This window comes from Caballeronia hypogeia (assembly GCF_001544875.2).
Classification (GTDB): domain Bacteria; phylum Pseudomonadota; class Gammaproteobacteria; order Burkholderiales; family Burkholderiaceae; genus Caballeronia; species Caballeronia hypogeia.
Genome location: NZ_FCOA02000019.1, coordinates 37,029 through 54,590, shown reverse-complemented (window position 1 = coordinate 54,590; position 17,562 = coordinate 37,029). Strand labels below are relative to the sequence as shown.

Annotated in this window: 16 protein-coding genes and 1 pseudogene; 9 read left to right on the top strand and 8 right to left on the bottom strand. The window is 66.4% G+C overall.

The window, feature by feature from the left end; genetic code table 11:
- The first annotated feature begins 209 nt into the window (after nt 1-209).
- A complete protein-coding gene (locus AWB79_RS39650; protein WP_157695835.1) occupies nt 210-410 on the top strand; it encodes a hypothetical protein in 201 nt (66 codons plus the stop codon).
- A 341-nt stretch (nt 411-751) separates the two neighbouring features.
- On the opposite strand, the gene AWB79_RS24465 is transcribed toward AWB79_RS39650, so the two are convergent.
- Nucleotides 752-2,107 (bottom strand): MATE family efflux transporter, encoded by a 1,356-nt coding sequence (locus AWB79_RS24465; RefSeq protein WP_061170013.1) that lies wholly within the window; start codon nt 2,105-2,107, stop codon nt 752-754.
- A 93-nt stretch (nt 2,108-2,200) separates the two neighbouring features.
- Here AWB79_RS24465 and AWB79_RS24460 point away from each other — a divergent pair, with 93 nt between their 5' ends.
- Nucleotides 2,201-2,521: a YnfA family protein gene (locus AWB79_RS24460; protein WP_061170110.1), complete on the top strand. Its 321-nt coding sequence runs from the start codon at nt 2,201-2,203 to the stop codon at nt 2,519-2,521.
- A 27-nt stretch (nt 2,522-2,548) separates the two neighbouring features.
- Here the strand turns inward: AWB79_RS24460 and AWB79_RS24455 are convergent, their stop codons facing one another.
- The gene (locus AWB79_RS24455; protein WP_096031605.1) at nt 2,549-3,571 is read right to left on the bottom strand and encodes a DUF2891 domain-containing protein; all 1,023 of its coding nucleotides are present in this window, start codon (nt 3,569-3,571) and stop codon (nt 2,549-2,551) included.
- Nucleotides 3,572-3,798: 227 nt separating this feature from the next.
- Between AWB79_RS24455 and AWB79_RS24450 the strand changes: the two genes are divergently transcribed.
- Together AWB79_RS24450 and AWB79_RS24445 are read left to right on the top strand one after the other, a co-directional pair.
- Entirely contained in the window at nt 3,799-5,094 is a 1,296-nt protein-coding gene (locus AWB79_RS24450) for an MFS family transporter (RefSeq protein ID WP_061170012.1), read from the top strand.
- 206 nt (nt 5,095-5,300) lie between these two features.
- On the top strand, nt 5,301-5,972 hold the full coding sequence (locus AWB79_RS24445) for a hypothetical protein (RefSeq protein ID WP_061170108.1): 672 nt from the start codon (nt 5,301-5,303) through the stop codon (nt 5,970-5,972).
- A 19-nt stretch (nt 5,973-5,991) separates the two neighbouring features.
- On the opposite strand, the gene AWB79_RS40150 is transcribed toward AWB79_RS24445, so the two are convergent.
- Together AWB79_RS40150 and AWB79_RS24440 are read right to left on the bottom strand one after the other, a co-directional pair.
- Entirely contained in the window at nt 5,992-6,150 is a 159-nt protein-coding gene (locus AWB79_RS40150; protein ID WP_198399086.1) for a hypothetical protein, read from the bottom strand.
- A gap of 64 nt (nt 6,151-6,214) precedes the next feature.
- Complete coding sequence (locus AWB79_RS24440; protein WP_232470991.1) at nt 6,215-7,279, bottom strand: AraC family transcriptional regulator; 1,065 nt, start codon at nt 7,277-7,279, stop codon at nt 6,215-6,217.
- Between the two features lie 132 nt (nt 7,280-7,411).
- On the opposite strand from AWB79_RS24440, the gene AWB79_RS24435 reads away from it, so the two are divergent.
- The 4 genes from AWB79_RS24435 to AWB79_RS24420 all read left to right on the top strand — a co-directional run bounded on the left by AWB79_RS24435 (nt 7,412) and on the right by AWB79_RS24420 (nt 12,245).
- Nucleotides 7,412-8,545, top strand: coding sequence for an acyl-CoA dehydrogenase family protein (locus AWB79_RS24435; protein WP_061170106.1), 1,134 nt, complete (start codon nt 7,412-7,414; stop codon nt 8,543-8,545).
- Nucleotides 8,546-8,569: 24 nt separating this feature from the next.
- Entirely contained in the window at nt 8,570-10,276 is a 1,707-nt protein-coding gene (locus AWB79_RS24430; RefSeq protein WP_061170011.1) for an AMP-binding protein, read from the top strand.
- Between the two features lie 17 nt (nt 10,277-10,293).
- Nucleotides 10,294-11,427 carry an enoyl-CoA hydratase/isomerase family protein gene (locus tag AWB79_RS24425; RefSeq protein WP_061170010.1) on the top strand — a complete coding sequence of 378 codons (1,134 nt, stop codon included), beginning with the start codon at nt 10,294-10,296 and terminating at the stop codon, nt 11,425-11,427.
- A 107-nt stretch (nt 11,428-11,534) separates the two neighbouring features.
- On the top strand, nt 11,535-12,245 hold the full coding sequence (locus AWB79_RS24420) for a hypothetical protein (RefSeq protein WP_061170009.1): 711 nt from the start codon (nt 11,535-11,537) through the stop codon (nt 12,243-12,245).
- Nucleotides 12,246-12,353: 108 nt separating this feature from the next.
- Here AWB79_RS24420 and AWB79_RS24415 read toward each other — a convergent pair whose 3' ends face one another.
- Both AWB79_RS24415 and ydiK read right to left on the bottom strand, forming a co-directional pair.
- Nucleotides 12,354-12,878 carry a DUF6572 domain-containing protein gene (locus tag AWB79_RS24415; protein WP_061170008.1) on the bottom strand — a complete coding sequence of 175 codons (525 nt, stop codon included), beginning with the start codon at nt 12,876-12,878 and terminating at the stop codon, nt 12,354-12,356.
- Nucleotides 12,879-13,071: 193 nt separating this feature from the next.
- Entirely contained in the window at nt 13,072-14,244 is a 1,173-nt protein-coding gene (gene ydiK, locus AWB79_RS24410; RefSeq protein WP_074169421.1) for an AI-2E family transporter YdiK, read from the bottom strand.
- Between the two features lie 597 nt (nt 14,245-14,841).
- On the opposite strand from ydiK, the pseudogene AWB79_RS39645 reads away from it, so the two are divergent.
- A pseudogene (locus AWB79_RS39645) lies at nt 14,842-14,964 on the top strand (ankyrin repeat domain-containing protein); the annotation flags it as partial.
- A gap of 3 nt (nt 14,965-14,967) precedes the next feature.
- Here the strand turns inward: AWB79_RS39645 and AWB79_RS24400 are convergent.
- Together AWB79_RS24400 and AWB79_RS24395 are read right to left on the bottom strand one after the other, a co-directional pair.
- On the bottom strand, nt 14,968-16,116 hold the full coding sequence (locus tag AWB79_RS24400) for a DUF1501 domain-containing protein (RefSeq protein ID WP_061170006.1): 1,149 nt from the start codon (nt 16,114-16,116) through the stop codon (nt 14,968-14,970).
- A gap of 4 nt (nt 16,117-16,120) precedes the next feature.
- Nucleotides 16,121-17,551, bottom strand: a complete 1,431-nt coding sequence (locus AWB79_RS24395; RefSeq protein ID WP_061170005.1) for a DUF1800 domain-containing protein — start codon at nt 17,549-17,551, stop codon at nt 16,121-16,123.
- Between the last annotated feature and the right edge of the window lie 11 nt (nt 17,552-17,562).

Genomic DNA, 17,562 nt, shown 5'->3' with positions numbered 1-17,562 from the left:
CGCCTGCCGTCGAGCCCGCTCCCGTCCCGGCGGAACCCTGGCCCGACGCATTGCCGGCGGAGGAGCCCGATCCGGTCGATCCACCCAGTCCGGTTGCCCCCACGCCGCCACGTCCACCGACCAGCAAGATCTCGCTCGACGACTGCGGAGAAATCACTGGCTCCGTGCCCGTCGTCGCGCTCATTTGCGTGTCGGCTGCCGCAAGCGTCATGACGACGTTCTGGCTAGCCGGCACGCACCCTTCGGATGCCGAGCCCGCGCAAGGCCCCGACGTCTGCGCCGACGCAAAGCCCGACGCCGCCGCGGCGATTACCAGCACGCTGAGCCGTATCGCAGTATTGAGTTTATGTTTGTTAGTCATACGAAATACCTTCCTTTTAGTCGTCTGCGCCACGCATCCCCCGGAATAAACAGATGCGATGGCGGCAAGAATGACAGGCTGGACGTTGCGTTCTGTGCGGGACTTAACTAGAAGCGGAGCGCGTCCGTTCAAGCTCGTGCGCGAGCGCGCAGAAAACGTTTGCGCAGGCGGAAAAGGACAGGGACGGGATGGACTGCGGGAGATTCGCCGGCCGGCGTCGCCGACGATGCGGACAACGACGCAACCGCGCAATGACGCGCCAGGTCATTCAGCGCGTCAGGCGTCCGTCGAAGTTAGTTTTGGAAAGATTTGTAGCTGAATCGTAGGCTAATTGAAGGCTTTGCGTTTGGTCAAACGCGCTGTGTGCCCTGCGCCGCAGATCGATGCGCGTCAGCGCGCCTCGGACCCACACGCCGCGCGCTCGATCTTCGGCACCTGAACCGCGAGCGTGACGCCGCGCGCCGCCATGAAGAGGGTGAGCGCGAGCCACAGCCCATGATTGCCGAGCGATCCGGCCAGCGCCCACGCGGCCAGGAGAAACACCGCGAGCGACACGGCCATCGCCTTCATGAGCTCATGCGTGCGCGTCGCGCCGATGAACACGCCGTCGAGCTGAAAGCCCGCGACGGAGGCGAGCGGCAACACGGCCGCCCACGGCAGATAGCGCACCGCGGCCGCATGCACGACGGCCTGATCCGTCAGCTTGCCGATGATCCATTCGCCGCCCAGCCAATAAACGATCGAGAAGCCGAGCGCGCCGATCACCGACCAGAACATCGTGACCTTCACGGCGGAGCGGAACGCGTGCCGGTCGCGCGCGCCGGCAGCCGCGCCGACCAGCGCTTCGGCGGCGTGCGCGAAGCCGTCGAGCCCGAAGGCCATGAAGGTCTGGAAGTTGAGCAGAAGGGCGTTGGCGGCGAGGATGGCATCGCCGGATCGCGCGCCGAGATGCGCGAACCAGCCGAACGAACCGAGCAGGCATATCGTGCGGATGAAGATGTCGCGATTGATCGCGACGAGCCGCCGGAGCGCGTGCGCATCGAGCAGCGATGGCCATGCGAGCGGCGCGAGCCCACGCGGACGCAGATGCCAGAGAATCGCGAGACCGAACGCGAAGCCGCACACATCGGCGAATGCGGTCGCCGCGCCGATCCCCGCGATGCCCCAGCCGAAGCGATACACGAACAGCAGCACCGCGACGACGTTCACCAGATTGATGAAAACCTGCGTGACGAGCGCGAGCCGCACGCGCTGGCAGCCGAGCAGATAACCGAGCACGACATAGTTGCCGAGCGCGAACGGCGCGGCCCAGATCCGCGCGTGGCAATACGCGCTCGCGGTGTCGTGCACGGCGGCGCTGCCGCCGAGCGCAAGCAACCCATAGCGGATGATCGGCACTTGCAGCGCCAGCACCAGCGCGCCGATCGCGACCGCGAGCAGCAGCGCGCGCAGCACGCTCGCGCGCAGCCCGTGATCGTCGCGGGCGCCGAAGGCCTGCGCGACGAGTCCCGTCGTCCCCATGCGCAGAAAGCCGAAGCCCCAGAACACGAAGCTGAAGACGAGGCCGCCGAGCGCGACGCCGCCGAGATATTGCGGCCCGTCGAGATGACCGGCGACGGCCGTGTCGACTGCGCCGAGGATCGGCTGCGTGAGATTGGCGAGGACGATCGGGAAGGCGAGCGTCAGCACGCGCCGGTGCCAGTGCACGGGCACGGCGGCGGCGTCGTGTTCTTGTGGGTCAGTCAAGTCGGCGTCCGTTCAGGCGGCGGATCGAAAGGCGTCATTGTCCGGACGCGGCGAGGGCGGCGCAACTTCGAGCGAACGTCGATAATGCGCGACATGAAAACTTTCGCGCTCTATGTCGTCACGGCGCTCGCCGAGATCGCCGGCTGCTACTTTCCCTATCGGTGGCTCCGGATGGACGGCTCGCCGTGGCTCGTCGTGCCCGGCGCGCTGTCGCTCGCGCTGTTCGCCTGGCTGCTCACGCTGCACGACACGGCGGCCGGGCGCATCTATGCCGCGTACGGCGGCGTGTATATCGGCGTGGCGATCGCGTGGCTGTGGGCCGTCGATCGCGTCCGGCCGACGGCGTGGGATCTCGCGGGCGCGGCGATCGCGCTGGTCGGCATGGGCGTGATCGCGTTTCAGCCGCGCGTCTGAGCGCGTTCTTCGCTCTCCGCCCAGCGCTCAGGCTTCGAGCGCGAGCAGCGCGAAGGTAGCGAGCCAGTGCTCGCCCATGTAGTCGCCCGCGACGTGCGCGATGCCCGACGCCAGATGTTCGTGCGCCGCGGCGTCGAGCATCGCGATGCGCGCATCGCCCGGCGGCAGCGCCCGCGCGATCGTGCGCTGGCACCACGCACGGCTCAGATTCAGGCCGTCGAGGTGCGCGAGCTTGCCGTCGCTGCGATCGGTGACGGTGGCCGGCGTGAAGAGCGTCGCCGGTTCGCGCGCCGCGATGCGCGGCAGGAACCGGTCGAACCATCCGACGAAGCGCCCGTCCGGCAGCGCGTAGCGCATCAACACCGCTTCCATCAGCGAGGGCGACAGGAATTCGTCGCCCGCCGGCTCCCACGCCTGACAAGCTTCGTCCTTTTCGAACCAGCGCAGCGCGGTTTGCGTCAGCAGGCGCTCGAAATCGGCGTTCGTTGCCACGCGCGCGTAGCCGAGCGCGAGCGTCAGCGCGAACGCCATGTTGAAGTGCGTGCCCACGCGCAGCGGATATGTCGATTTCGGCAGGAATTCCTCGAAGCGCGCGACGAAGGCGTCGGCGAGCGGCTGGAGCGTGCGGGCCCAGCGCGCGCCGTCGTCGGATTTCATCGAACGCAACTGGCCCGCGAGCGCGAGCAGCCACGCCCAGCCGTATGGACGCTCGAAGCCGCGTGCGGCCGGGCGCGCCAGATACGCGAGTTCGGCGGCCACGTTCGCCTCGGTGAAATGCGCGTCGATGACCGCGTGGATACGCGGCGCCTCCGGCAGATCAGGAAAGCGGTCGATGAGCCGCGCGATCAGCCAGTAGCCATGCACGCAGGAATGCCAGTCGAAGCTGCCGTAGAAAATCGGATGCAGCGCGCGCGGGCTCTCTACATCGGCCTCGCTCGCCATGACGTGATCGAGCTTGTTCGGATACTCGCGCGTCAGGTGGCCGAGCGCGACTTGCGCGAACTTCGACGCGAGCGTGAGCTCGAGCGTGATCGGTTGATTCAGGTTCATGCGCGCCTCGTCGATGCAGATGGTGATCCCGAGACTTTATCGATAAATAATCGAGAAAATCTTTTATCAGGGTAATCACCTAATGCTGTCGGCGAGGTGCGACAAAATGCGCGCTTGCCTCAAACCGTCGTATAAACTTGCGCGCGAACGCCGCCAAGAGCGACCGCGCCGGAGCCACGAGCCCCGGGAACGCCATCCAGCCAGTGACCAAAGAGCACAGATACAACATGACCGACCTTCCCGCTTATACCGCAGAGGACACCCGGCGCCGCATTTTCGCGATTGTCGGCGCCTCGTCGGGCAACCTCGTCGAGTGGTTCGACTTCTATATTTACTCGTTCCTCGCGCTGTACTTCTCGGCGGCGTTTTTCCCGGGCGGCAATCCGACCGTTCAGCTCCTGAACACGGCGGGCGTGTTCGCGGCGGGCTTCCTGATGCGCCCGATCGGCGGCTGGCTGTTCGGCCGCATCGCCGACAAGCACGGCCGCCGCAACGCGATGATGATCTCCGTGCTGATGATGTGCGGCGGCTCGCTTGTCATCACCTTCCTGCCGACCTACGCGAGCATCGGTGCGTGGGCGCCGTTCCTGCTGCTGATCGCGCGCCTGTTCCAGGGCTTGTCGGTGGGCGGCGAATACGGCACCAGCGCGACCTATATGAGTGAAGTGGCGTTGCGCGGCCGGCGCGGCTTCTTCGCGTCGTTCCAGTACGTGACGCTGATCGGCGGCCAGCTCGCCGCGCTCCTCGTGCTCGTCGTCCTGCAACTGTTCCTGTCGACGGAAGAGTTGAAGGCCTGGGGCTGGCGCGTGCCGTTCTTCATCGGCGCGTGCGCGGCGCTGATCTCGCTGTACCTGCGCCGCTCGCTCGACGAAACCTCGACCGCCGCGACGCGCGATCGCAAGGAAGCGGGCACGCTCGCCGGCCTGATGCAGCACAAGGGCGCGTTCATGACCGTGGTCGGCTTCACGGCCGGCGGCTCGCTGATCTTCTACACGTTCACGACCTACATGCAGAAGTACCTGGTCAACACGGCCGGCATGCACGCGAAGACGGCCAGCAACGTGATGACGGCGGCGCTCTTCGTCTATATGCTGCTGCAACCGGTGTTCGGCGCGCTGTCGGACCGCATCGGCCGCCGCAAGTCGATGCTGTGGTTCGGCGGCCTCGCCACCCTCTGCACCGTGCCGCTGCTGCACGCGCTCTCCGGCGTGACGAGCCCGGTCATGGCCTTCGTGCTGGTCGTCGCGGCGCTGGCGATCGTGAGCTTCTACACGTCGATCAGCGGTCTCATCAAGGCGGAGATGTTTCCGCCGGAAGTGCGCGCGCTGGGCGTCGGCCTGTCGTACGCGGTCGCCAACGCGGTGTTCGGCGGCTCGGCGGAATACGTCGCGCTGTGGCTCAAGTCGGTGGGCAACGAATCGGCGTTCTTCTGGTACGTCACCGTGATGTGCGCGATTTCGCTGATCGTCTCGTGGCGCATGCTCGACCCGAGCAAGGAAGGCTATCTGCGCAACGAGCCGTAAGCTCGCGTGGTGCGGGCAGGCCGGCGCGGACCCTGTTGTCCGCCTGGCTTGCCGATGAAGGTACTATGGTGTTTGATGCGATATGTAGGCGATGCACCGGCTACGGTGCACGTCGGTAATCGGGAACCGGATGAAGCATGCGCGCCCCGCCGCGCGCAGAGCCGATGCGCATCTCAAGCGCGCATCGGTTTGCCTGGAGCCTGTTCATGGAAGATTTCGACGAAACGCTGTTCGTTGTCTGGCGCGCCAACCTGAACGTTCTGGTAGGTTCGCCGGGAGGCGCCGGACGCCTCGCGCGCATGATGAACTTCTCGCCGTCGTTCATGAAGCTCATCGTCGCCGGACAGCGTGACTTCAATGAGGAATTCATCCGCGGCATCGAGCTCGTGACGGGCCTGCCGCCGCACTGGATGGACGACCGCCGCACCGCGGCCGATATTCCGCCCGAGGCGCAACGAGCGCTCGACGAGGAAACCCCGCTGGCCGTGTTTCGCGGCACGGCCCACCCGGCGCCGAAGCGCTCGGTGCTGCGCGGCCCGGAGCCGCTGCTCTCGCAGACCGAGGCGACGCGCCGCGTGGCCGACCTCGCACAGCAGCAAGCCGAGGTCAACCGCCGCGACCTGCTGTTCCGCAAGAACCGGGAATTGCTGTCGCAGGACTTGCGTCGCCTGGAACGGCAGCTCACGCTCCTGCAGGTCGACGGCATGCAGCCGAAAGTCGACGAACTGATCGCCGCGGACCGCATGAGCGAGGCGGCGAAGGCCGATCTCACCGGCCGTCTGGAGCAGATCGACAAGCACGTAAAGCTGTTACATCAGCATGTCGAGAAGCTCGTCGCGCTGCTGTCGAGCCCCGACGAGCCCGACACGATCGATTAATTGATTTTCCGGGGCGCGCTTATTTTTTCTTGCCGTCTTCGGGCGTTTCCGGTTCGGGATGCACAGCGATCGGATCGCTTGCCGGAAAGGTTTCTTCCAGCGCTTCGTCGAGCAAATCCTCTTTGTCCGGCTGTGTCTGCTGCTGCTTCGGACGTTCGTCCCGGCTGGCCTTCGACATGATGGTGCGCTCCAGTTCGGCTTGGTGAACGATTCAATATAGCAGCCTCGCAGACCGGCCGCAGTCACCTCTCACGGCGGTAATCCGCGGGGCGCACGCCCGTCCACTTTCTGAAGGCGCGCCGGAATGCGCTCGGTTCGGCGAAGCCGAGCGCATCGGCGATTTGCGGAATCGTTTCGCGCGTATGCGCCAGCCGCGCGATGGCCAGATCGCGCCGCAGCGCGTCCTTGATCGCCTGATAGGTCAGCCCTTCCTGCTTGAGACGCCGCCTGAGCGTCGCCTCCGCCATGTTGAGCGCGGCCGCGATGCTTTCGGCCTCGGGCCAGTCGGTAGGCGCCGTCTGCCTGAGCCGCGTCTTCACGCGCGCGGCGAGTGAATCCGGATTGCGGTATTTGACGATGAAATTCGCCGGCGCGTCGCGCAGGAAGCGCTTGAGCGTCGCGGGCGTCTGCACGACCGGAAGCGTGGCGCACTCGGCCGACAATTCGACGAACGAGCGCGGCGCGTCGAAGCGCAGCTCGTCGCAGAACATCAGCCGATATTCGTCGCTGGCGGCGGGCTCGGCGCAGCGCAGATGCGCGGCCAGCACCGGAATGCGCCGGCCGAGCAGCCAGCACAAGAGCCCGTAGACGAGGATGAAGCCGGTGGCATACGCGAACATGGTTTTCGGCGCGCCCTGATCGTTCAGCCAGATGCGCATGCGTTTCTCGTCGATATCGGGCTCGAAGACGAGTTCGTCGAGCACGAGCCGCAGGAAACTCGCAATGCGCGCGAGCGCCTGCTCGCCATCGCGCGACGAAAGCGCCGCGTGGCACAGCAGCACGAAGCTGCCGCGCCGCATCGGGTGCGCGTCCTGGCCGAAGAATTCGTCGTCGAGCGCGTCGGCGGCGGCGTTCCACAGGCGGCCGTATTGCACCGGCGAGACTCGCGCACGAGGTGATTCGAGCGTCGCCGGCGCGATCCCCGCGGCCTCCAGCAGAATCTCGCGCGAAACCCCGCGCGCCTCGGCGCACCGCAAGGCCTCTTCGACGAGACTGACCGAAATCGAGTCGCGCTCGATCTTCTTTTTGGGACTTGGGGTTGTCACTAGGTGGCCAAAGCGCTCGGTTAGCGTGATCGTTTTGGGCATCGGCCAGGCGCCGGCGATTGCCTAGACTCGTGCTCTGATGGCCCAGCCGTCTGGCTGACGGCAGCCAGAAAGTTTAGCCGATCGACGCCGCACGCCGCGCCGCACAAGCTCAACCACCGAAACCGAAACATGATCGACCCATTTCTCACCGAAGAGCAGCGCATGATCCGCGACGCGGCGCGCCAGTTCGCCACCGAAGTCCTCGCGCCGGACGCCGGCCAGTGGGACCGCGAAGGCGCGATCCCCGACGCCGTCGTCAGCCAACTGGGCGAACTCGGTCTGCTCGGCATGGTCGTGCCAGCCGAACTCGGCGGGACTTACAGCGACTACATCGCCTATGCGCTCGCGATGGAAGAGATCGCCGCCGGCTGCGCCTCCTGCGCGACGCTGATGAGCGTGCACAACTCCGTCGGCTGCGGCCCGATCCTCGCCTACGGCACCGATGCGCAGAAGGCCGAATGGCTGCCGAAGCTCGCGAGCGGCGAGATCATCGGCGCCTTCTGCCTGACCGAGCCGCAAGCGGGTTCGGAAGCGAACAATCTGCGCGTGCGCGCGGTCGAGAAAGACGGCAATTGGGTCATCTCCGGCAGCAAGCAGTTCGTGACCAATGGTCGCCGCGCGGGCGTGGCGATCGTGTTCGCCGTGACCGACCCGGAGCAGGGCAAGCGCGGCATCTCGGCCTTCATCGTGCCGACCAACACCCCCGGCTTCAACGTCGGCGCGCCGGAGCACAAGCTCGGCATCCGCGCGTCGGACACATGCCCGATCACCTTCGACGATTGCGCGATTCCCGCCGCCAATCTGCTCGGCCAGCGCGGCGAGGGCCTGAAGATCGCGTTGTCGAATCTGGAGGGCGGCCGAATCGGCATTGCAGCGCAGGCGCTCGGCATCGCGCGCGCGGCCTTCGATGCGGCGCGCGCCTACGCCAGGGAGCGCGTGCAGTTCGGCAAGCCGATTCATGAGCATCAGTCGGTGGCGAACATGCTCGCCGACATGCAGACGCAGATCAACGCCTCGCGCCTATTGATCCACCATGCGGCGCGCATGCGCACGGAAGGCGTGCCGTGTCTGTCCGAGGCGTCGCAGGCGAAGCTGTTCGCGTCGGAAATGGCCGAGCGCGTGTGCTCCGACGCCATCCAGATTCACGGCGGTTACGGCTATTTGCAGGACTATCCGGTGGAGCGGCATTATCGCGACGCGCGCATCACGCAGATCTACGAAGGCACGAGCGAAGTGCAGCGGATGGTGATCGCGCGCAACGTTTAAAAGAAAAAAGCTACAGGAGACGCAATGAACGAAGCCAGAGCCTTCATCGAAGCACGAGACTTTCTGTTTGCGCATCGCACGGACTACGACACTGCGTATCGCGAGTTCAAATGGCCGTCGCTCGACCGCTTCAACTGGGCGCTCGATTACTTCGATCCGATGGCGCGCGGCAACGACGCGCCCGCGCTGCATATCGTGAACGAAGGCGGTGACGAGACGCGCCTTTCGTTCGCGCAGATGAGCGAGCGTTCCGCGCGCGTCGCGAATCATTTGCGCGCGCTGAACGTGAAGCGCGGCGAGCGCATCCTGCTGATGCTGCCGAACCGCGTCGAGCTGTGGGAAACCATGCTCGCCGCGATGAAGCTCGGCGCGATCGTGCTGCCCGCGACCACGCAGCTCGCGAATGCCGACCTGCGCGACCGCATCGCGCTCGGACACGTGCAGCACGTGATCGTCGATGCGGCCGAGACGCACAAGTTCGACGGCATCGAGGTGCCGGGACTGCGCATCGCGGCGGGCGGCGCGCCGGAAGGCTGGCTTGCATTCGATGCGGCGTACAACGCATCGCCTGAATTTGCAAAGGATGCCGAAACGAATGCCGGTGATCCTTATCTGTTGTATTTCACCTCGGGCACGACCTCGAAGCCGAAGCTCGTCGCGCATACGCATCAGAGCTATCCGGTCGGCCATCTTTCGACGATGTACTGGATCGGCCTGCAACCCGGCGACGTGCACTGGAACATCAGCTCGCCCGGCTGGGCGAAGCATGCGTGGAGCTGCTTCTTCGCGCCGTGGAATGCGCAGGCGTGCGTGTTCATTTACAACTTCTCGCGCTTCGACGCGGCCCGCGCGCTCGACGTGCTCGTGAAGCACGAAGTCACGACGCTGTGCGCACCGCCGACCGTGTGGCGCATGCTCGTGCAGGAGCCGCTCGCTTCTTACGCGGTGAAGCTGCGCGAGATCGTCGGCGCGGGTGAGCCGCTGAATCCGGAGATCATCGAGCGCGTGCAGCATGCGTGGGGCTTGCCGATCCGCGATGGCTACGGCCAGACCGAAACCACCGCGCAGATCGCCAACACGCCGGGCCAGCGCGTCGTGCCGGGCTCGATGGGGCGTCCGCTGCCGGGTTATCGCGTGGCGCTGCTCGACCCGGACGGCAATCCGGCCGAGGAAGGCGAAGTCGCGCTCGCGCTCGATCCGCCGCCGCTCGGCCTGATGACCGGTTACGCTGACAACCCCAAAGCCACCGAAAACGCGATGCGCGGCGGCTTCTATCGCACCTCCGACGTCGCGGCGCGCGGCGCGGACGGCTATTTCGTCTACGTCGGACGCGCGGACGACGTGTTCAAGTCGTCGGATTACCGGCTGAGTCCGTTCGAGCTGGAGAGCGTGCTGATCGAACACGAGGCGATCGCGGAAGCGGCCGTCGTGCCGAGTCCCGATCCGCTGCGGCTTTCCGTGCCAAAGGCCTTCGTCACGCTGCGTCATGGCTACACGCTCGGACCGGAGCTCGCGAAGAGCGTGTTCGCGTTCTCGCGCGAGCGGCTCGCGCCGTACAAGCGCATCCGGCGGCTGGAATTCGCCGAACTGCCAAAGACGATCTCCGGCAAGATTCGCCGGGTGGATCTGCGCCGGCAGGAAGCGGCCCGCGTGCAGGACGGCGCGCGCGGCGAATTCGAGTTCTGGGAAGAAGACTTTCCCGAACTGCGTCAGACCAGCAAGGCCGACTGAAGGAAGGAATCCGCACGATGATCGAAGTCACGCGCAACGGCGCGATGGTGTTGCAGGACGCGCCCGAAGTCGCGTTCGAGATCGTCAACCGCGTGGCGATCGTCACGCTCGATCGTCCACATGCGCTGAACGCGCTGTCGCACGACATGATCGCGCTGCTCGCCGACGCCTTCGCGCAATGCGACGAAGATCCGTCGATCGTCGCGGTCGTGTTGCGCGGTTCGGGCGACAAGGCGTTCTGCGCGGGCGGCGACGTGCGCAAGCTCTATCACGCGGCGCGCAACGATCCGCATCACGAGACTCCGTGGCTGAAATTTTTCGTCGATGAATACCGGCTGGACCACACCGTGCATTGTTTCGCGAAGCCGGTCGTCGCGCTGATGGACGGCATCGTGATGGGCGGCGGCATGGGGCTCGCGCAGGGCGCCGCGTTGCGCGTGGCGACCGAGCGCACGCGCATGGCGATGCCCGAGACGCGCATCGGCCTTTTACCCGATGTCGGCGCGACGCATTTTCTGCGCGTCCTGCCGCGCGACCTCGCGCTCTACGTGGGCTTGACCGGCGCGCGTCTGACGGGCGCGGATGCGAAGCGCGTCGGGCTCGCGGATGAATGCGTGCCGTCGTCGTGGTTGCGTGGGTTCATCGAGCGACTCGAAAAAGTCCGTTGGGACGATGCGCCGGACGCAATGACGCAACTGAAGCGGGTATTCGTGCCGAGCGCGAATCTCGAACGTCACGCGCCGCTCGACGAGATTCGCGCGCACATCAGGCGTCATTTCGCCGCGAGCGCGGCGGGCGGCGCGGAGCGCATCATGAGCTCGCTCGCGGCGGAAGGCTCGGACTGGGCGCGCGCGACGCTCGCCACGCTCGAGAGCCATTCGCCGACCATGCTCGAAGTCACGTATCACGCGCTCATGCGCGGCCGCCAGATGCCGCTCGCGGATTGCTTTCGCATGGAGCTGGGCATCGTGTACCGCGCGATCGACGATGGTGATTTCGTCGAAGGCGTGCGCGGGCTCATCGTCGACAAGGACCTGCGGCCGCGTTTCGCGCCGGGCTCGCTCGCGGAGGTGCGCGCCGAGCGCGTGCAGCACTTTCTTTCATCGCCATGGCGCCGCGAGATGCATCCGCTCGCGGATCTGGGCGCCTAATCTCCTGACGGAATTCGCAAGAAAATGTTTCATCGGCGAACCGCCGAATTGTCCGATGGTCGAAGCTGGCTCATTCATATCGGACAATTCACTGGGAGAAACCGACCATGCCGAACCGCACATCACGGATCGCGCTTCTGTCGGCCGGCATTGCATTCGCACTGATCGCACCGGCCGCATCGTACGCACAAATCAATCTCCAGCAATTCGGCTTCGGCAGCGGCAAGTCCGATGTCGCAGCCGGCGCGAGCGGCGCGGCGCAGCCTTCGGCGCTCGGCTCGCTCGTGCAGAACTACCTCGGCGCAAACCAGCAGGTGCTCTCGGGGCAATCGAGCCTCGCATCCGCGATGGGCATGTCGGGCGTCGCGAGCCAGGCGCAATCGGCGGCGGGCCTGCTGTCGGGCGCATCGGGCGGCAGCGGCGTGCCGAGCGCGAGCGTGCTGTCGCAGATCGGCGGCCAGCAGCAAAGCGTGTCGCAATCGCTGATGCAGGCGCTTTCGAGCGGCTCGACCACGCCGCCCACGGCCGCCAGCAAGCAGACTTTCAGCGACGGCCTCGCGTCGCTCGGGCAGGGCGTGAAACAGTACGCCGGCCTGCAATCCGGTCTGGGCGCGGTGACGAATTCGATGAACATGTCGTCGCTACTGCAGGCCGGCTCGAATCCGGGCACCGCACAGGCGGCGACCTATATCGCGCAATCCGCGCCGGGGCAATTGCAGTCGCTGGTGCAGACGCTCACGCAGGCCGTGCAGTACGCGAAGACAAATGGCATTTCGGTGCCGTCGATCGCGACCGCGGCGCTCGCCGGCGCGAAGTGATGTGAAATGGCGGGCGCGCCGCGCGCACGAATCGCACGCGTCTTAAGGCAAAAGCGGCGAGGTTCAAGTCGAACCTCGCCGCTTTTTTGATTCGATGCTCCGGGCCTTCTAGCCGGCGGCCAGACGCCTGAGCACCGGCATCCCGCGCAGGCGGTGCGGCGCGGAGGGCATTGGCGCCGGCCGGGAGATGTCGGTGATCTCGGCCAGCGGCGCGCGCGGATCGACATCCAGCACTTCGAGCGCGGGCGGCTCCACTGGCTCGACACGGACCTGCTCCGGCTGCTCGACCGCCATGCCCAGCGAATGACGCACGTCGACGCCGCGAATCTGCGCCTTGTACCCGGCCTCGCTCAAAATGCGTTCGCGCGATTTCCAGAACTCCAGCGCTGCGGGCGGCATGGGATGCGTCGACACGTATTCGATTGCGATCTCGTAGCCGCGCACGTTCGGATAACTAGTGAGCAACTGACCCGAGCGGATATAGCCGATGTAGCTGTCGATCTTCTTCGTGAGCAGGCGCCGATGTTCCCGTTCGTCGCGCCAGTCGAGATCGTCGAAGATCCCGACATAGACGCGCTTGAAAAGAATATTCACGCCGATGTAATCGATGACTTCCACGTCATGCAGAGACATGGTCAATCCCCTGTCCCCTCGAAAGGGCAAATAACAAAGGACTGGATTGTAACGGATGAATGTCAGCGAATAATCATGTAAATGCCGCGTTTAATGGGACAAAATATCATTTTCGTAAGAGTCCGAATTCTCGAATTAAGCATAATCCGATTGAGATAATAAACGCGGCGAACTGCTGATTATTAATCAGCGCTCAAGTCTGCCTTCGCGATGCAGCCGCGAGGTCCCGTGGGGACGTTGATTGCGCGATTTCCTCATTGCTGATCGCTTCGACCTGAGGCAGCGGCGGCTGCTCGTTAATCCACGCATTCAGGATCGTCGAAGTGACGGCGAGAATAACGGGGCCGATGAACAATCCGACTATTCCGAACGCGAACATGCCGCCGAGCACGCCGGAAAGAATCAGCAGCATGGAGAGATTCACGCCGCGCTTGATCAGAATGGGACGCAGGAAGTTGTCGAGCATGGCGATCATGATCGACCAGACCAGCAGCAGCGACGCGGTGATATGCGCCTGGTGCCAGAACAGCCACGCGACGCCACCGAGCAGCGGCAGCAGCGGGCCGATCTGCGCGAGACACAGCATGAGCATGACGGCGGTGATGATGCCCGCGGCGGGCACGCCCGCGAGCGCGAGCCCGATGCCGCCCAGCGCGGATTGCGTGACCGCTGTCACGACGATGCCGAGCGCCACCGCGCGGATCGCGAGGCCGGCGAGCTTGACCGCTTCGGCGCCGCGCTGCGCTGCGATGCGTGTCGCGAAGCGCGTGACGAAGCGTCCCGCCGTCTCGCCGTTCATATACAGAATGCCGGAGATGATGATCGTGATCACCATGTGCATGACGAAGACGCCGACGACGGCCGCATGCGCGAGCATCCAGCGGGCGGCGATCGTCACGTAAGGCTCGATCTTCGCGAGCAATCCGCCGGGGCCGGCGTCGGAGAGCGACTGCCATTCCCGCGCGATGCGCGCGCCCGCGACCGGCACGTCGTGCACCCAGCCGGGCGGCGGCGGCAGCGCGTAGCTCGGCAGGTTCTTGATCGCGGCCATGATCTCGCCGCCGTGCAGCGCGAGCGTCGAGATCGCCTCGTAGAGCGGCAGCACGATCACGATCAGCAGCACGAGCAGCATCACGGTGGTCGCGATCCAGCGGCGGTTGCCGCAGCGGCGCTGCACGGCGAGCATCAGCGGCCATGTCGCGACGACGATGGTCGTCGCCCAGATGAGGCCCGGCAGGAACGGACGCAGCACGTAGAGGCTGCCGACCGTGAGCGCTGTGAGAATGGCGATGACGAGCAGAATGCGGGCGATATCCACCGGCTGGCGTGGACTCGGATTCGGCTGCCCGTTGGTGGGGATTGGCATGGCGTGTCCGGATGACGTTGAAGGTTGGCGCGGCACCTGCGAACGCGCACGGCGCACAACCAGAGAGGAACAACCGATAAGCGAAAGCCCGTGGCCCGGCAAGCCGCGTTCGATGCGACCGGCGCAATCATAACGGCACTCCAATCCATACTACTAAAAATCGCGTTGCACCTGCCTCGAATCTTGCGTCGCGCAAGGCGGGCGAATCGACGAAGCGTTTCGCTAATGCCTGGAAACGAGTGCTTAAATTGCCATCTTGTTGCGGGCGCGGAAGAGGGCATAGCGAATGCTCAGCCGCGCAACACGGGGACCGAACAAGAACGATTGGGGACTGACGTGGCCGGTTTTTCCCGTACCGCGCTGGTTCCGCTCATTGTCGCCGCCGGTGCTTTCGGGATCATGACATCGCCCGGAATCCGCGCGGAGGGTGAAATTCAGAACGCCAACACGAGCCAGGCCTCGCCGGTGCCCGCTGCGCTGCGATCCATCTCGCAGCAGCAACTCGTCGGCGCCGCAGGCAATGCCGCGTCATGGCTGCCCTCGAACGGCTCGAATGCGAAAACGCGCTACGCGCCCGCGAAGGGCTCGACGCCGCTGGCGCGCATGCTGCTCGCGCGCGGCGCAGAACGCGATCTGCGCGACGATCGCGGCATGCCGGCGAAGGATATCGCCGAGCAGACCGGTGCCGCGAAGGTCGCCGCGTTGCTGTCGAAGGGCTGACGTTCAGGCTCGGAGAATTCGATGTCCCAAGCGTAGCGAGCCGCCCTCGGGGAAAAGCGTCGCCCCCACGCGCTGCGGATCGATGCCGAAGGTTTCGCCCGCCGCGCTCGCGATCACGGCGTCGAGACCGGTCGTTGGCTTCAGATCGCGCGCCTGATACAGCGACGCATTCGCGAGGCCCGGCCAGTCCGCGAGCACGCGCCCGCCCGCGACCGCGCCGCCGACGATCATCGCCGCCGACGCCGTGCCGTGATCGGTGCCGCCCGTGCCGTTCGCGGCCGCCGTGCGGCCGAACTCGGTGGCGACCAGAACGGTGGTGTTCCGCCAGTGTTCGCCGAGACCGTCGCGCAAAGCGGCGAGCATCGTGTCGAGCGCTTTGAGCTGCGCGGCGAGGCGCGGATTCTGCGCGCTGTGGGTGTCCCAGCCGCCCGTTTCGATCATCGCGATGCGCGGGCCGTCCGGCTTGCTCAGGAAACCCGCCGCGAGCTTGCCGAGGCTCGCGGGGTCCTGACGCGCGCCCGCATCGGCGGCGAGGCCGCGCGCTTGCATCGCAGCGTCCCAGAGCGGATGAAGCTGCGCATCGCCGGCGTAGAGCTGCGCGACCCGCGCGAGCAGATCGTCGGGTGCGGGCGGCAGCGCCGACGGCGCATACGAGGTCACCTCCGCGCGTCCGCGCAGCGCTAGCGGCACGGTCGGCGCGAACGCGACGGCGTCGGCGCGCGGCGCGGGCAACATCGAGAGGAGGCGGTTCATCCAGCCGTCCCGAAGCCGATACGGCGACGCGCCGCCGGATTCGAGCACGTTCTGGCCGTCGAAATGCGAGCGCTCGCGATACGGCGACGCGACCGCGTGCACGAACAGCGCCTCTTTGCCGGCATACATTTGCGCGACCTGCTTCAGCGACGGGTGCAGCGCGAACGTGCCATCGAGCTTGGTCGCCGCCGACGGGTCGATCGCGAGCGGGCCGCGCAAGGTCGCGTATGCCGGATCGCCGTAAGGCACGACGATATTGAGACCGTCCGCCGCGCCGCGCTGGATCACGAACACGAAGCGGCGCTCGGTCGCCGCGGACGCGAGAACGAGTTGCGGCGCGACGAGCATCGCGCCAGCGCTCGCGCCCGCGCACCGGAGAAATTGGCGTCGGGTCAGCATGGGTTCATCTCCTCAGGAAATCGGGCGAAACGAGCAGCAGGGCGAGCGCGGCCGGCGCGCTTTCGGCGCGCGCCACGGCGTTCGCGGTCGGTTCGGACAACGAGCCCGCCAGCAATTGCGGACCGAGCGCGCGGGCGTCGAGCGGGTCGCCGCCGGACTGGCCGAAGCGCGCGGCGAAGCGCTGCGCGAGTTCGACGCGGCGCACCAGCGCATCGGGCGCGGCCCAGCTCGCGGCGATGTCGTCGTAACCGGCGGGCGAGCCGGGGCGCCACACCTGCTGACCCAGTTGCGTGAGCAGCGGCGCAACGTGCATGCCCTGCAGGTCGGTGCGACCGAGCCCGCGCAGCGACGAAACCGTCCAGTCCCACGGCGTCTTGAATTTGGCGGGCGCATCCGGCCACGATTCGGGCGCGTCGATCAGCGCGCGATACACCGACGGCAGATGGCCGCCGCTTTCGCTGAAGACGTTCGCGAGCCGGTCGACGAGCGCGGACGGCGGCGTGTCCGCGACGAAGTGGCGCGCAAGCTTGTCCGCGATATGCCGCGCGGTCGCGTGTGCGTTCGCCAGATCATGCAGCACGGCGAGCGGCTGGGCTTCGCCGGTCTGCGCGTACTGGCGGCCCATCACGGTGCGCGCACCCGGTTCGTGCAGCCGCGCCCGGAACACGAACTGACCGGGCGGCACCGGATCGCCGGGATTGTTCGCCGCTTTCGCCGTCATCGCGCCGAGGCTCCAGCCGGTCAGCGCGCGCGCGAACTCGGTCACGTCGGCTTGCGTGTAGCCACTGCGCACGCCGAGCGTATGCAGCTCCATGATCTCGCGCGCGAGGTTTTCGTTGAGACCGGGCCGGCGCTCCGGATTGCGCATCGCGGCGCGTTCCGCGGCGGGACTGTCGGGGCCGGTCGAGCGCGGCTGATCGAGAAAGATCTGCATCGCCGGATGCCGCTCGACGGCGATCAGCATGTCCTCGAAGCGCCCGAGCACATGCGGGCGAATCGCCTCGTTTTCGAACGAACCGGCGAGCATCGCGACGGGCGGTTTTTCGATCGACACCGCGAAGTGATTCGCCCAGAAATGCACCAGCCGCTCGATGAACGGCGTGCCCGTCGTGAGCGCGCTCGCCATGCGGGCGTCGACGGCAGTGCGGTAGGCACTGCGGATCTGCTCGCCGTACTGCTTGCGCACCGCGGGCCTGTCGGCGTCGCTCGCGTCGCGCAGTGCGCGCTGGCGGTCGGCGAACTGCGCGGCGAGCGCGGCGCTCGTGGGCTGATCGCTCAAGGCGGGCGGCATCGGCTGATACGCGCTTCGTGCGGGATCGGCCTGTTCGGCGAGCCAGCCGCGCGGATCGGCGGGCAGCGGCTCGCCCGGACGCGCGCCGAGTCCGAAACGATTGACCGCGATGGCGGCAGGCGAGAGTTGCGGCGCGATGGCCATGGCGTGCTCCG